The following is a 12,012-nucleotide window of genomic DNA, read 5'->3' on the forward strand; positions in this document are numbered from 1 at the left end:
ACGCCGATGCGCACCGGCGTGTCGTGAGGGTTTCGGCTGCCAGCAGCCGAACCCCGCAGCCGCCCGGAGGATGCGAGCCCTAGACGGCCAGCGCGGTGATCTTGTCCTTGACCTGCGCCAGGGAGGGGTTGGTCTGGGCGGTGCCGTCGGGGTACACGAGCGTCGGCACGGTCTGGTTGCCGTTGTTCGCGGACTCCACGATCGCGGCGGCCTCGGGGTGCTGCTCGATGTCGACGACGTCGTAGGTGATGCCCTCACGGTCGAGCTGGCTCTTGAGGCGGTGGCAGTAGCCGCACCAGGGCGTCGTGTACATCGTGAAGGAGCTCATCTGGGACTGTCGCCTCCGGCGTCTAGGGTTTGATCTGCACCCGATCCAACCACCGTCACCCAGGAGATGTTCCCCCGCATGGCCACCGCCGCCGACCTGCTCACCGCGCTCGACCCCGAGCAGCGCCAGGTCGCGGAGGCGCTGCGCGGACCGGTCCGGGTGCTCGCCGGCGCGGGCACCGGCAAGACCCGGGCGATCACCCACCGCATCGCGTACGGCGTGGCCACCGGCGTCTACGCGCCCACCGAGGTGCTCGCGGTGACGTTCACCACGCGGGCGGCCGGCGAGATGCGCGGGCGGCTGCGCACCCTGGGCGCCGGCCCGGTCCAGGCCCGCACGTTCCACTCCGCGGCGCTGCGCCAGCTGCGCTACTTCTGGGCAGGCGTCTACGGCACCGAGCTGCCGACGCTGATCGAGTCCAAGATCGGGCTGCTCGCGACCGCCGCCCGCCGCCAGCGGCTCAGCGCCGACCAGGCGCTGCTGCGCGACCTCGCGTCCGAGATCGAGTGGGCCAAGGTCAGCAACGTCCACCCCGACGACTACCCGGCCGTCGCGGCGCAGCGCGGGCGCAGCGTCACCGGCCACGACCACGACACGGTCGGGCGGGTGTTCGGCAGCTACGAGGAGGTCAAGCGCGGCCAGGGCCGGATGGACATGGAGGACGTCCTGCTGCTCACCGCCGGCATGCTCGCCGAGGACGAGCGGGTGGCGGCCCAGGTGCGCCGGCAGTACAAGTGGTTCGTCGTCGACGAGTTCCAGGACGTCTCCCCGATCCAGTCCGCGCTCCTCGACCTGTGGCTCGGCGGCCGCGACGAGCTGTGCGTCGTCGGCGACCCCGCCCAGACCATCTACTCCTTCGCCGGCGCCAACGCCGCCTACCTGCGCGACTTCCCGGCCCGCCACCCCGGCACCACCTCCATCGAGCTGGTCCGCAACTACCGCTCCACCCCGGAGGTGGTGGCCGCGGCCAACACCCTCCTCGGCGGCTCGGCCAGCGCCGGGGTCGAGCTGCGCGCCCAGCGGCCCTCGGGCCCGCCGGTCAGTTACACCCCGCGCCCCGACGAGGTCGCCGAGGCCGAGGCGGTCGCCGCCCAGATCCTCCGGCTCCGCGACGCCGGGCGCTCGCTCGGCGAGGTCGCGATCCTGTTCCGCATCAACGCCCAGTCCGAGGCGTTCGAGGAGGCGCTGGCCGCGCGCGGTCTCCCGTACGTCGTGCGCGGCGCCGCCCGGTTCTTCGACCGCCCCGAGGTCCGCGAGGCGGTGACCCGGCTGCGGGGCGCGGCCCGCTCCGGTGAGGCCGCCGCCGACACCACCGACGGCGACTGGGTCGAGGTGGTGCGGGCGATCCTGGCCGGCATGGGCTGGAGCGCCGAGGCGCCCACCACCCGCGGCCAGACCCGTGACCGGTGGGAGTCCTGGCAGGCGCTGGTCGACCAGGCCACCCAGTTCGCCGCCGACGCCGGCCGGGCCGGCGAGGCCGCCGACCTCAACACGTTCGTCGACCACCTCGACCGGCGCGCCGCCGAGCAGCACGCCCCGGTCGCCGACGGCGTCACGCTGGCCACGTTCCACGCCGCCAAGGGCCTCGAGTGGGACTCGGTGTTCCTCTGCGGGCTCCAGGACGGCACCCTCCCGATCACCTACGCCGACACCCCGACCGCGGTCGAGGAGGAGCGGCGGCTGCTCTACGTCGGCATGACCCGCGCCCGCCTCGACCTCGCCCTGTCCTGGGCGCTGTCGCGCAACCCCGGCGGCCGCGGGTCGCGCAAGCCCTCGCGGTTCCTCGACCCGCTGCTGCCCGACGAGGCGCGCGCCTCGCGGGACCGGCCCCGCACCCGCAAGGTCGCCAACTGCCGCGAGTGCGGCCGCCCCCTCGCGACCGGCCAGGAGCTCAAGCGCGGCCGGTGCACGGACTGCCCGGCGTCGTACGACGAGGAGCTCTTCGAGCGGTTGCGCGAGTGGCGCCGCGACCGGGCCGGCGAGGAGAGCGTGCCGGCGTTCGTGGTGTTCACCGACGCGACCCTGCAGCTCATCGCCGAGCACAAGCCGCGCACGCCCGAGGCGCTGCTGCGCATCAACGGCATCGGCCGGTCCAAGCTCGAGCGCTACGGCGAGGACGTGCTCACGGTCGTCGGCTGACCGCTCGCGGGGAAGTGGCCCAAGAAATTTCGAGAAATACCCACTAAATGGTTTGCCCATTACATGTGGGAGCCGCTAGGTTTTCCGAGAACAAACAGCACGCGCACTCGATCCTGGCAAGATCGGCGCCCAATCGCACCGAAGGAGGTGGCCTCGTGAACAGCACCATGACCTGGAAGACGGCTCAGAGCCCGTCGCCCTTCGGCATGCCCATTTCCGGCCACGCCTTCGGCGTGACTCGGCGTGCGACCGATTCCTGCACCGCCGCCGCCACCCTCGTGGTGCGCGACCGCGAGGCCGGCATCGGCAGCACCACGGGCGCCGTCAAGACGGACAAGGGCCTTGTCCAGTCCTACTTCCCGGGGACCTCTGCCTGGAGACCACCGACCTGTTGACACCCAACAGCCATCGGCAGCCTCCAGGCCGCGGAACCCGAACCCCGGGATCCGCGGCCTTCTTGTTTCCGGAAGACCCGCACCGCACACACCCACCGCGATCAGGTCAGAGAAGGAGGTGAAACATGACCATCAGTGAACTCGTCCGCGCCGATGGGGCTGCCGAGGTGAGCCTGGGCCACCTGCACGACCAGGCCGTCCAGACCGACGACGAGACGCTCCCGTGCCGGGTGAACAACCCCGAGCTCTGGTTCGCCGAGTCGCCCAGCGACGTGGAGTTCGCCAAGGCCCTGTGCCAGGACTGCCCGGTCCGCGCCCTGTGCCTCGACGGAGCACTCGAACGCCGTGAGCCCTGGGGCGTCTGGGGAGGCCAGCTCTTCCTGCAAGGAGTGGTGATCCCCCGCAAGCGGCCCCGTGGCCGCCCCCGCAAGAACGAAGCTGCCGCCTGATCCACCGACGACCGCTTCCCGACCTCCCGCCCGAGCATCACCGATCCCTTCTCGACAACCTTCTCGACAATGACGTCAAAGGAACCGACATGATCCACAGCCACGAGACCCTGGTACGCGCGCACCTCAGCGCCCGCCTGGGTGAGGCGGAGCAGTGCCGACCGGGCCGCCAGCTGGCCCGCGTGCAGCGCACCGACCGCCGGGCCGAGCGACTCGCTCAGCAGGCCCGTCTCGCCCTCGCTCGCGCGTTCTGAGCGCACCACCGAACACGAAAGTAGCCACTTTCCGATGAAGACCACCCAGACCACTGACCCGAACGGAACCACGAAGATGAGTCTTCTCCACGAAAATCTGGCCCGAGCGCAAATGTCCGAGCGCCTGGGAGAGGCGCAGCAGCTCCGGCGCGGCCAGCAGTTCGTCCGCGCCCGCCGACTCAGCCGCAAGGCCGAGCAGGCAGCGCAGCAGGCCCGTCTCGCCCTCGCCCGCGCGCTGTAGGTCCAGACCACCGCAAGCTCACCCCCGTCCTGATCGCGGGTGACTGAGAGAACGAGAGCCGGGTACGACGACGTCGTACCCGGCTCTCGCACGTCCGGGCCCTCAGTTCGGGCTAGGGTCGAACCGTGATGACCTGCGACTTCTGCGGGCGCCAGGAGGCCGACGCGGCGAAGACGCTCACCTGGACCACCGCCGTCGAGAACGGCCGCAAGCGGGTGTTCTGCGACGAGTGCTCCCGGGCCAACCTGCGCGCGATGGAGGGCAAGCTCGACAGCGAGTGGTGGTGACCGGCCGCGCGTTCAGCCCAGCTCGCCGCGGAGCACGATGTCCCCGGCCGACCGGCCGACCTCGACCGTGAACGTGCCGGGCTCGCGCGCCCATCCTCCGGCGGCGACGTCCCAGTGCTCGAACGCGCGCGGCGCGACCTCGACCGTCGCCCGCACCGTCGCCCCGGGCGCGGCCTCGACCCAGGCGTGGCCCGCGAGCCACCGCACGGGGCGCTCGATCGTGCTGACGGGGCGGGACAGGTAGACCTGCACCAGCTGCCGGCCACCCCGGTCGCCGGTGTTGGTGAGCGACACCTCGACGACGGCGCCGCCGTCCGGTGCCGAGGCGGCGGTCACCGCGTCGTACGACCAGGTCGTGAACCCGAGGCCATGGCCGAGCCAGTACGCCGGGGCCACGTGCTCGCACAGGAACCGGCGGTAGCCGACGTGCAGGCCCTCGGCGTAGGGCAGCCGCCCGTCGACCGGGGTGGTCGACGCAAGCGCCGGTCCCTCCGCGGTCGGCCAGGTCGTGGGGAGCCGGCCGCCGGGTTCGACCGCGCCGAGCACCACGTCGGCCAGCGCGCCCCCGAACTCCTGGCCTGGGAACCAGGCGAGCAGGACGGCGGCGACCTCGTCGCGCCAGGGCAGCAGCACGGGCGCGCCGGAGTTGACCACGACCAGCGTCTCGGGCCGCGCCCGCGCGACCCGGTGCACGAGCTCGTCCTGGCGGCCGGGGAGCGCGAGGCTGTCGCGGTCGAACCCCTCGCTCTCGACCTCCTCGGTGGTGCCGACGACCACGATCGCGAGGTCGGCGGCCGCGGCGTCGGCGACCGCGTGTGCGAGCGCGGCATCGTCGTCCTCGACCGTGCAGTCGACCGCGACCTGGAGCGAGACGAGCAGGTCCTCGCCGGCGCGGTGGTCCTTGACGACGTGGGTGAGCGAGACCCGGATCGACTCACCGGCGTTGAGCGACACCGTCGCCCACTCCTGAGGTGGGCGCATCAGCCCCTCGACCGGGTCGGCCCCCGGCCCCAGCTCGAGCAGCTCGTCGAAGGCGGGCCGGTCGTCGAGGCGGAGCCGGAAGCGTCCGACCCCCGACGCGCCGATCCGGTACTCCCCGGTGAGGTCGGCGGTCACCACGGTCTCGAGGCCGATCTCGGTGATCAGCGCCGGGTCGACGCCCTCGAAGGCGTTGTTCCAGTTGAACGCCGAGCCCAGGCGCCGGTCGCGGCCGAGCACCTCGCCGCCGGCGCCCCGGAACTCGACCAGGATGCCGCGCTCACCGTCCGGCGTGGTGAGCAGCTCCGGGTCGGCGGCCGAGACCCGCTCGTGACCGCGGGCGCCCTGGCAGTAGGTCACCTCGACGTCGGGGCCGAACGCCGCGAGCAGCCCGGCCAGGGGGGAGACGGTGGCGGGCGGGAAGACCAGCGCGCTGCCGCCGCCGAGGAAGCGGGCCTCGCGCGCGTTGGGGCCGATCACGGCGACCCGCCGGACACCGCCGGCGTCGACGGGCAGCAGTGGCCGCCCGTCGACGGGCTCGTTGCGGACGAGCACGAAGCCGGACGACGCCGCGCGTCGGACCAGCTGGTCGCTCGCCGCATCGGTCCACGGGTCGACCGGCTGCGGGTCGGGGCCGTCGGCGAGGGCGCCGACCCGGGTGGCGAGGAGGAGCAGGCGGCGCACCTTGGCATCGACCTCGGCCTCGGTGACGTCGCCGGCCTCCACGGCCTCGACGAGCGCCCGGCGCCACGGGCCGGTCGGGCCGGGCATCATCAGGTCCAGGGCACCGCGGGCCGCGGGACCGGTGGAGCGACCGGCGTACCAGTCGGTCATGGTCACGCCGTCGAACCCCCACTCCTCGTGCAGCACCGAGCGCAGCAGCGGGCTCTCGGTCATCGTCGTCCCGTTGAGGCTGTTGTACGCCGCCATCACGGCCCACACGCCCGCGTCGCGCACGATCGTCTCGAACGGCGCGAGGTACAGCTCACGCAGCGTCCGCTCGTCGACCCGCGCGTCGACCGTGAGCCGGTCGGTCTCGGAGTCGTTGGCGACGAAGTGCTTGACCGTCGCCGCGACCCCCTGGGACTGCAGCCCACGGACGAGCGCCGCACCGAGGTCGCCGGTCAGGAGCGGGTCCTCGCTCAGGCACTCGAAGTGCCGGCCGCCGTACGGCGAGCGGTGCAGGTTCACCGTGGGGGCGAGCACCACGTCGACGCCCTTGCGGCGCGCCTCGTGGGCCAGCAGCCGGCCCAGCGTCTCGACCAGCTCGGGGTCCCAGCTGGCGGCGAGCGCGGTCGGGGAGGGGATGTTGACCGACGGGTCGCGCTCGTCCCACAGCTCGCCGCGGACGCCGGCCGGGCCGTCGGAGGTCACGATCCGGCGCAGGCCGATCGCGGGCTCGTCGTACAGCGCCCAGAAGTCCGCGCCGGTGAGCAGCCGCACCTTCTGGTCGAGGGTGAGGCGCGCGACCAGGGCATCGAGGTCGGGCGCGGCGGACGGGACGGCGGAGGGCATGCGGGTTCTCCCGGGGATGAGGTCTGGGGTTCGGTGAGGGGTGTGCCGAGGAGGGCGAGGGGCGGGCTACTTGACGGCGCCCTCGCTCAGGCCGCTCTGCCAGAAGCGCTGGAGGGCGAGGAAGGCGATCACCAGCGGGATGATCGAGAGCAGCGCTCCGACCACGACGTACAGCTGCAGGTTGCCGGCGATCGCCTTCTGGCTGTTCCAGGTCGCGAGGCCCAGCGTCACCGGGTAGAGCTTGGTGTTCTGGAGCATCACGAGCGGCAGCAGGTAGTTGTTCCAGATGCTGACGAACTGGAACAGGAAGATCGTGACCAGCGCCGGGCCCATCAGCCGGGTGGAGATCGTGAAGAACGCCCGGAACTCCCCGGCCCCGTCCAGCCGGGCCGACTCCAGCAGCTCGTCCGGCACCGCGGCCGCGGCGTAGATGCGGGCCAGGTAGACGCCGAACGGCGAGACGATGCTCGGGAGCAGCACCGACCAGAACGAGTCGGTCTGGTCGACCTTGCTGAACAGCAGGAACAGCGGCAGCGCCAGTGCGGTCGCCGGCACCAGCACGCCGGCCAGGATCACGTTGAACACGACCTCGCGGCCGGGGAAGACGTACTTGGCCAGGGCGTAGCCGGCCATGCTCGCGATCAGGGTGCCGACCAGCGCGCCGATGCTGGCGTAGAGCACGCTGTTGAGCATCCAGCGCAGGTAGATGCCGTCCTGGTAGGTCAGCACGTGGCGGACGTTGGTCAGCAGCTCGAACTGCCCCTGGAACCACAGGCTGGTGTCGGTGAGGCCACCGCGGGTGGTGCTGGACGCGACCACGAGCCACCACAGCGGCAGCAGGAAGTACGCCGTGCACACCGCCATGAAGCCGGTGGCGGCGAGCCGGGACACCGGCCGGGTCTGGATCCGGGTGCCGGCGCGGGGAGCGGTCGTCGTGCTCACTGGAAGGCCCTCCTCTGCGCGAGCTTGAGGAACAGGAACGACAGCGCGCAGGTGACCAGCGCGAGCACCACGGAGTAGGCCGCCGCGAGGTGGTAGTTGGGGATGCTCGAGGTCGAGTAGACGACCATGTTCGGGGTGTAGGTGCTGCTCACGGCGCTCGAGATCGTGCGGAAGATCTGCGGCTCGTTGAACAGCTGCAGGGTGCCGATGATCGAGAACACGCCGGTGAGCACGAGCGCGGGGACGACCTGCGGGATCTTGATCGACCAGGCCATCCGCACCTGGCCGGCACCGTCGACGGTCGCGGCCTCGAGCACCTCGGCCGGGATCGACTTCAGCGCCGAGTAGATGATCAGCATGTTGTAGCCGGTGTAGACCCAGTTGACGACGTTCGCGATCGTGAACATCACCAGGTCCGGGCCGAGCAGGTCGAAGCGGTCGGCGACCGCCGGGATCGGGGTGGTGCCGGGGGAGTAGAGGAAGCCCCACATCAGCGCGGCGATCACGCCGGGCACGGCGTACGGCGCGAAGAGCGCGAGCCGGAAGAACCGCTTCGCCTTGAGGGCCGGTGAGTCGAGCAGCAGCGCGAACACCAGCGCGAGCCCGAGCTGCAGCGGCACCGAGATCAGGAAGAACTGCCCGACGTTGACGAGGCTGTCCCAGAACTCGGAGTCCTGGAAGACCTGGGAGTACTGCGTGAAGCCGCCCCAGGCGTCGTGGGCGACACCGAAGGTGCCCTCCCGCTCGACGGTGAGGAACGACTGCCACACGGCGTACCCGATCGGCAGGACGTAGAAGAGCGCGAAGGCGGTCACGAACGGCGCCAGGAAGCCGATCGCGGCCCTGCGGTGTCGCCGCGAGCCGGCGTCGCCGCGGCGCGCCCGGGGTGCGGGTCCGTGGTCCGCCGGGGCACCGGCGCCGCCCGGCACCGGAACGGCGGGATCGGCGACCGTCGGCGGCAGTGCCGTCATGGTGGGGAGCCTCCTCCGGGGTGGTGGTGAGGATCGTGTGGCCGGCCGGCGAGAGGAAAGCACGGAGCGTCGGCCGGCCACACGGGTCGGTTGGTGCGGGACGGCTCAGTCGGCGACCGAGAGCGACTGGGACTTCATGGTCGCGACGGTCTTGTCCTGCGCGGAGGTCAGGGCGTCGGTGAGCGTGCCCTGCCCGTTGACGGCCTTGCCGATGCCGTCCGCGAGGGCGGCGTAGGTGTCGGTCATCGTCGGGCCCCACTGGAAGCTGGGGTCGACGCCGGCGGATGCCTGGGCGAACACCTCCCACACCTTCTGGTCTCCGTAGTAGGGCAGACCCTCAGTGAGCGCGGGGAGCTGCTCCTGGCCCTCGGTGGTGGCCGGGTACTGGCCGCCGTTCTTGTTGTTCAGCGTGAGGGCGTCGAGGTTGCTGAACGCCCAGGTGGCGAACTTCGCGGCCTCGTAGGGGTGCTCGCTGCCCTTGAAGACGACGGCGGTCGAGCCGCCCCAGTTGCCGGCGGTGTTCTCGCCGGCGGTCCACTGCGGCATCGGGGCGACGGCCCACTTGCCGGCGGTCTTGGGTGCGGCGCTCTCGAGCAGCTTGGTGGTCCACGCGGCGCCGATGATCGACCACTCCTGACCGGAGTCGAGCGCCTTCCACTGCGGGTCGCCGAGGCCGGGGATGGTGTCGACGAGGCCCTCGTCGATCAGCTTCTGCCAGTAGTCCGCGACCTGCTGGGTCGGGTCGTCGTCGAGGCTGACGCTCCAGGTGTCGCCGTCGACGGAGAACCACGAGGCGCCGTTCTGCCAGGCGAGCGAGGTGAACCACGCCGGCTGGTCGGTCGGGAAGTCGCCGATCGTCGCTCCCTCGGCCTTGATCTTCTGGGCGGCGTCGTAGTACTCGTCCCACGTCGTGGGGACGGCGATCCCGGCCTGGTCGAAGAGGTCCTTGCGGTAGTACAGCGCCATCGGGCCGATGTCCATGGGGATGCCGTACACGGCACCCTCCTCGCCGAACCCGACCTGCGAGATCGCCCAGTCGACGTACTTGCCCTCGGCCTCCTGGACCGGTGCGCAGTCACCGATGTTCGTGAGGCCGTCCTGGAGGCGGAACGACGGGAGGTTGTCGAACTCGATCATGCCGATGTCGGGGGTCTTCCCGGCCTTGATCTGGTTCGAGTACGCCTGGTACGTGCCCTGGTTGCCGCCGACGACCTCCTTGTACTCCACCTGGATGTCGGGGTTGTTCTTGTTCCAGAGATCGACGGTCTCCTGCATCCCCGGCACCCACGAGGTGAAGGTCAGCGTGACCTTCCCGTCGGCCGGCTGGCACGAGTCGCCGCCGGCGGCCTTGTCGCCGCTGCCGCTGTCGTCGCTGCTGCCGCATGCCGCGGTGGCCAGGAGCGCGCCCGCGGCGATGACCGCCGCGATCGCCCGGCGCCCTCGCGCTGCCCGCATGTGCCCTGTCCGCATCTGGTCCCTTCCCTTCCGGCCCTGGGCCGGTCCGATGAGTGTCGCGATGAGAAGACCGCTGGCTGTGACTGCCGCCACAGGGTGGCCGAGGCAGAGTCAAGCACACTTGCTGACAGGTAAGTAAGTATCGCAGCGAGGAATGTTCCCGAATCGTGATCTTCGGTCGGGGCGGGGTCAGGAGAGCACGGTCGAGGCGCGCTCGGTGCTGCCCCAATGCTCGAGGAGCGCGTCGATCACGAGGCCGACCGCGGCCGGCATCTGGACGGCGTCGGGGTCGAGCAGCCACTGCACCTGCAGGCCGTCCATGACGGCGATGATCGAGGACGCGCCGGCGCTCAGCTCCTCCGCGGAGGGCATCGCGTCGGGCTCGCAGCACGCCTCCAAGGCGGCCGCGATCAGGCCGCGCAGCACCTCGAAGCGCTCGCGGAACGAGGTCTGGGCCGGGTGACCGTCGGTGACCGACTCGGCGGAGAGCACGACGTAGGACTGCACGAGCCCGATCCGGCCGGTGTTCACCACCGCGGTCTTGACCAGGTGTCGGAGCATCTCGGGGCCGCGCGGCGGCTCGTGGTTCTCGAAGTCGGCGACGTCGAGGTGCTCGCGGTAGATCAGCACCTCGACGAACAGCTGCTCCTTGGAGCCGAAGTGGTGCAGGATCCCCTGGTGGGTGATCCCCACCCGTTCTGCGATCTCGCCGAGCGAGGCCTTGTGGAAGCCGCGCGCGCCGAAGACCTCGTGGGCGGCGAGGATGATCTCCTGGCGCCGCACGTCGGCGGAGACCCGGGGCGCGCGGGCCCGGGGTGCGCGTCCGCGGACAGGGGGACTCTCGGGACGACTCATGCCCGCAGCCTAACCCTGGCTTACCACTCGGTCAGTTGGTACGGCGGCGGGCACCGCGGCGAGCTCCCACGAGCAGCCGCAGTGCGGGTGCCGCGCCCAGGGGTGTCGGACCGGGTCGAGCTCGGCGCCGATGGCGACCGTCGCCGACCAGGTCGCCGGCCGCACGCCGGACAGGTAGGTGAGCACGTCGCGGACCGCCCAGGCCGCGGCCAGGGCGCGCAGCGCGGGGTCGTCCGGCCCGCCGGGGCGCCCGTCGAGCTGCTCGACCACCACCGCGCGGCGCGGGTCGTGCTCCCCGTGGTGGGCGTCGACGCAGCGCAGGCAGGCGGTGGCGCCGGGCACCACGAACGGGCCGACCGTGTAGCCGTACGCCGACGCGCCGACCACCAGGTGCGGCCGCCCGGCGCGCACCTGCGCGTCCACGTCGGCCCGGCTCGGCTCGCCGTCGGCGAGCACGAGCGCGACGCCGGCGTCCTCTGCCACGGTGCGCCGGGCGGTGTGCAGGACCCGGGCGGCCTCCACGGCCAGCGGGCCGCGGCCGTGCACCGCCACCGCTCCTCGGCGCGTCGACGCGGCCCGGTCCGGTCCCGCAGGGTCGAGCAGCATGCCGGCCCGCGCCAGGGCGAGCAGCACCCGGTGCGCGTCGGGGGTGTCCGGTGCCGGCGCCCGGCCGGCCCCGAGGTCGTCGAGGAGCCGCTGGACATCGGGCTGGTCGGGGACGACCAGCCGCCAGGGCGGGTCGAGGCCGATCTGGAGGTGCTGGTCGTCGCGCCGTACGACGTGGAGCCCGGGCCGGAGTCGAGTCATGGGAGCGGTCTACCCGCTGCGCGCCGCTCGAGCGCGCTCTCTCCACAGCCACCGGCCCTGCTGGTCGCGACAACCGCGGACACCCGGGGCGCCGGCGGGCCGGAGGTGGAGCAGGTCCGGAGACGGCGACGGCGGCGCCGGACCGGGAGAACCGGGCCGACGCCGCCGTCGTCGTCAGATCGTCGGGGCGCTACGCGCGAAAGTGTCGCGTCACGCCTTGCCGAGGATGCGGTTGAGGTTGGTGCCACAGACCGGGCAGACAGCCTTCGCCATCCGGGTGCCCTTGTCGTTCACCTTCACCTCGCCCTCGGCCTCGCGCTTCTCCTTGCACTTCACGCAGTAGAACTCGCCGCTCCAGGTCTCCGCCATGACGGCCTCCTTGCCTATGTATAACTG

Annotated in this window: 14 protein-coding genes; 6 read left to right on the top strand and 8 right to left on the bottom strand. The window is 71.9% G+C overall.

Annotated features, from left to right (window positions below; translation table 11 throughout):
- Positions 1 to 79 precede the first annotated feature (79 nt).
- Positions 80 to 328 (bottom strand): mycoredoxin, encoded by a 249-nt coding sequence (locus QQZ14_RS08265; RefSeq protein WP_284533781.1) that lies wholly within the window; start codon positions 326 to 328, stop codon positions 80 to 82.
- A gap of 78 nt (positions 329 to 406) precedes the next feature.
- Here QQZ14_RS08265 and QQZ14_RS08270 point away from each other — a divergent pair, with 78 nt between their 5' ends.
- The 6 genes from QQZ14_RS08270 to QQZ14_RS08295 all read left to right on the top strand — a co-directional run bounded on the left by QQZ14_RS08270 (position 407) and on the right by QQZ14_RS08295 (position 4,093).
- Positions 407 to 2,467, top strand: a complete 2,061-nt coding sequence (locus QQZ14_RS08270; RefSeq protein WP_284533782.1) for an ATP-dependent DNA helicase UvrD2 — start codon at positions 407 to 409, stop codon at positions 2,465 to 2,467.
- A gap of 155 nt (positions 2,468 to 2,622) precedes the next feature.
- Positions 2,623 to 2,862: a hypothetical protein gene (locus QQZ14_RS08275; RefSeq protein WP_284533783.1), complete on the top strand. Its 240-nt coding sequence runs from the start codon at positions 2,623 to 2,625 to the stop codon at positions 2,860 to 2,862.
- 125 nt (positions 2,863 to 2,987) lie between these two features.
- Positions 2,988 to 3,311 carry a WhiB family transcriptional regulator gene (locus QQZ14_RS08280; RefSeq protein WP_284533784.1) on the top strand — a complete coding sequence of 108 codons (324 nt, stop codon included), beginning with the start codon at positions 2,988 to 2,990 and terminating at the stop codon, positions 3,309 to 3,311.
- Positions 3,312 to 3,400: 89 nt separating this feature from the next.
- The gene (locus tag QQZ14_RS08285; RefSeq protein ID WP_284533787.1) at positions 3,401 to 3,565 is read left to right on the top strand and encodes a hypothetical protein; all 165 of its coding nucleotides are present in this window, start codon (positions 3,401 to 3,403) and stop codon (positions 3,563 to 3,565) included.
- 34 nt (positions 3,566 to 3,599) lie between these two features.
- Positions 3,600 to 3,806, top strand: a complete 207-nt coding sequence (locus QQZ14_RS08290) for a hypothetical protein (RefSeq protein WP_284533790.1) — start codon at positions 3,600 to 3,602, stop codon at positions 3,804 to 3,806.
- 125 nt (positions 3,807 to 3,931) lie between these two features.
- Positions 3,932 to 4,093 (top strand): hypothetical protein, encoded by a 162-nt coding sequence (locus QQZ14_RS08295; RefSeq protein WP_284533846.1) that lies wholly within the window; start codon positions 3,932 to 3,934, stop codon positions 4,091 to 4,093.
- A gap of 12 nt (positions 4,094 to 4,105) precedes the next feature.
- On the opposite strand, the gene QQZ14_RS08300 is transcribed toward QQZ14_RS08295, so the two are convergent.
- From QQZ14_RS08300 to QQZ14_RS08330, 7 genes are all read right to left on the bottom strand, one after another.
- Positions 4,106 to 6,586 carry a beta-glucosidase family protein gene (locus QQZ14_RS08300; protein ID WP_284533791.1) on the bottom strand — a complete coding sequence of 827 codons (2,481 nt, stop codon included), beginning with the start codon at positions 6,584 to 6,586 and terminating at the stop codon, positions 4,106 to 4,108.
- Positions 6,587 to 6,652: 66 nt separating this feature from the next.
- Positions 6,653 to 7,528 carry a carbohydrate ABC transporter permease gene (locus tag QQZ14_RS08305; RefSeq protein ID WP_284533793.1) on the bottom strand — a complete coding sequence of 292 codons (876 nt, stop codon included), beginning with the start codon at positions 7,526 to 7,528 and terminating at the stop codon, positions 6,653 to 6,655.
- Positions 7,525 to 8,499: a carbohydrate ABC transporter permease gene (locus tag QQZ14_RS08310; RefSeq protein WP_284533794.1), complete on the bottom strand. Its 975-nt coding sequence runs from the start codon at positions 8,497 to 8,499 to the stop codon at positions 7,525 to 7,527. Before QQZ14_RS08310 ends, QQZ14_RS08305 begins: the two co-directional genes overlap by 4 nt.
- A gap of 105 nt (positions 8,500 to 8,604) precedes the next feature.
- The gene (locus QQZ14_RS08315; RefSeq protein ID WP_284533795.1) at positions 8,605 to 9,954 is read right to left on the bottom strand and encodes an ABC transporter substrate-binding protein; all 1,350 of its coding nucleotides are present in this window, start codon (positions 9,952 to 9,954) and stop codon (positions 8,605 to 8,607) included.
- A 189-nt stretch (positions 9,955 to 10,143) separates the two neighbouring features.
- Positions 10,144 to 10,809 (bottom strand): TetR/AcrR family transcriptional regulator, encoded by a 666-nt coding sequence (locus QQZ14_RS08320; protein ID WP_284533796.1) that lies wholly within the window; start codon positions 10,807 to 10,809, stop codon positions 10,144 to 10,146.
- 9 nt (positions 10,810 to 10,818) lie between these two features.
- Complete coding sequence (locus tag QQZ14_RS08325; RefSeq protein ID WP_284533797.1) at positions 10,819 to 11,616, bottom strand: hypothetical protein; 798 nt, start codon at positions 11,614 to 11,616, stop codon at positions 10,819 to 10,821.
- A 210-nt stretch (positions 11,617 to 11,826) separates the two neighbouring features.
- The gene (locus QQZ14_RS08330) at positions 11,827 to 11,985 is read right to left on the bottom strand and encodes a DUF5679 domain-containing protein (protein WP_011754982.1); all 159 of its coding nucleotides are present in this window, start codon (positions 11,983 to 11,985) and stop codon (positions 11,827 to 11,829) included.
- Positions 11,986 to 12,012 lie beyond the last annotated feature (27 nt).

The organism is Nocardioides sp. T2.26MG-1 (assembly GCF_950101795.1).
Taxonomy (GTDB): domain Bacteria; phylum Actinomycetota; class Actinomycetes; order Propionibacteriales; family Nocardioidaceae; genus Nocardioides.

Bases quoted from the DNA above. Each gene is read 5' to 3' on its own strand.
- QQZ14_RS08265 (WP_284533781.1), bottom strand. From the start codon at position 328: ATGAGCTCCTTCACGATGTACACGACGCCCTGGTGCGGCTACTGCCAC.
- QQZ14_RS08270 (WP_284533782.1), top strand. From the start codon at position 407: ATGGCCACCGCCGCCGACCTGCTCACCGCGCTCGACCCCGAGCAGCGC.
- QQZ14_RS08280 (WP_284533784.1), top strand. From the start codon at position 2,988: ATGACCATCAGTGAACTCGTCCGCGCCGATGGGGCTGCCGAGGTGAGC.
- QQZ14_RS08285 (WP_284533787.1), top strand. From the start codon at position 3,401: ATGATCCACAGCCACGAGACCCTGGTACGCGCGCACCTCAGCGCCCGC.
- QQZ14_RS08290 (WP_284533790.1), top strand. From the start codon at position 3,600: ATGAAGACCACCCAGACCACTGACCCGAACGGAACCACGAAGATGAGT.
- QQZ14_RS08300 (WP_284533791.1), bottom strand. From the start codon at position 6,586: ATGCCCTCCGCCGTCCCGTCCGCCGCGCCCGACCTCGATGCCCTGGTC.
- QQZ14_RS08310 (WP_284533794.1), bottom strand. From the start codon at position 8,499: ATGACGGCACTGCCGCCGACGGTCGCCGATCCCGCCGTTCCGGTGCCG.
- QQZ14_RS08315 (WP_284533795.1), bottom strand. From the start codon at position 9,954: ATGCGGGCAGCGCGAGGGCGCCGGGCGATCGCGGCGGTCATCGCCGCG.
- QQZ14_RS08320 (WP_284533796.1), bottom strand. From the start codon at position 10,809: ATGAGTCGTCCCGAGAGTCCCCCTGTCCGCGGACGCGCACCCCGGGCC.
- QQZ14_RS08325 (WP_284533797.1), bottom strand. From the start codon at position 11,616: ATGACTCGACTCCGGCCCGGGCTCCACGTCGTACGGCGCGACGACCAG.
- QQZ14_RS08330 (WP_011754982.1), bottom strand. From the start codon at position 11,985: ATGGCGGAGACCTGGAGCGGCGAGTTCTACTGCGTGAAGTGCAAGGAG.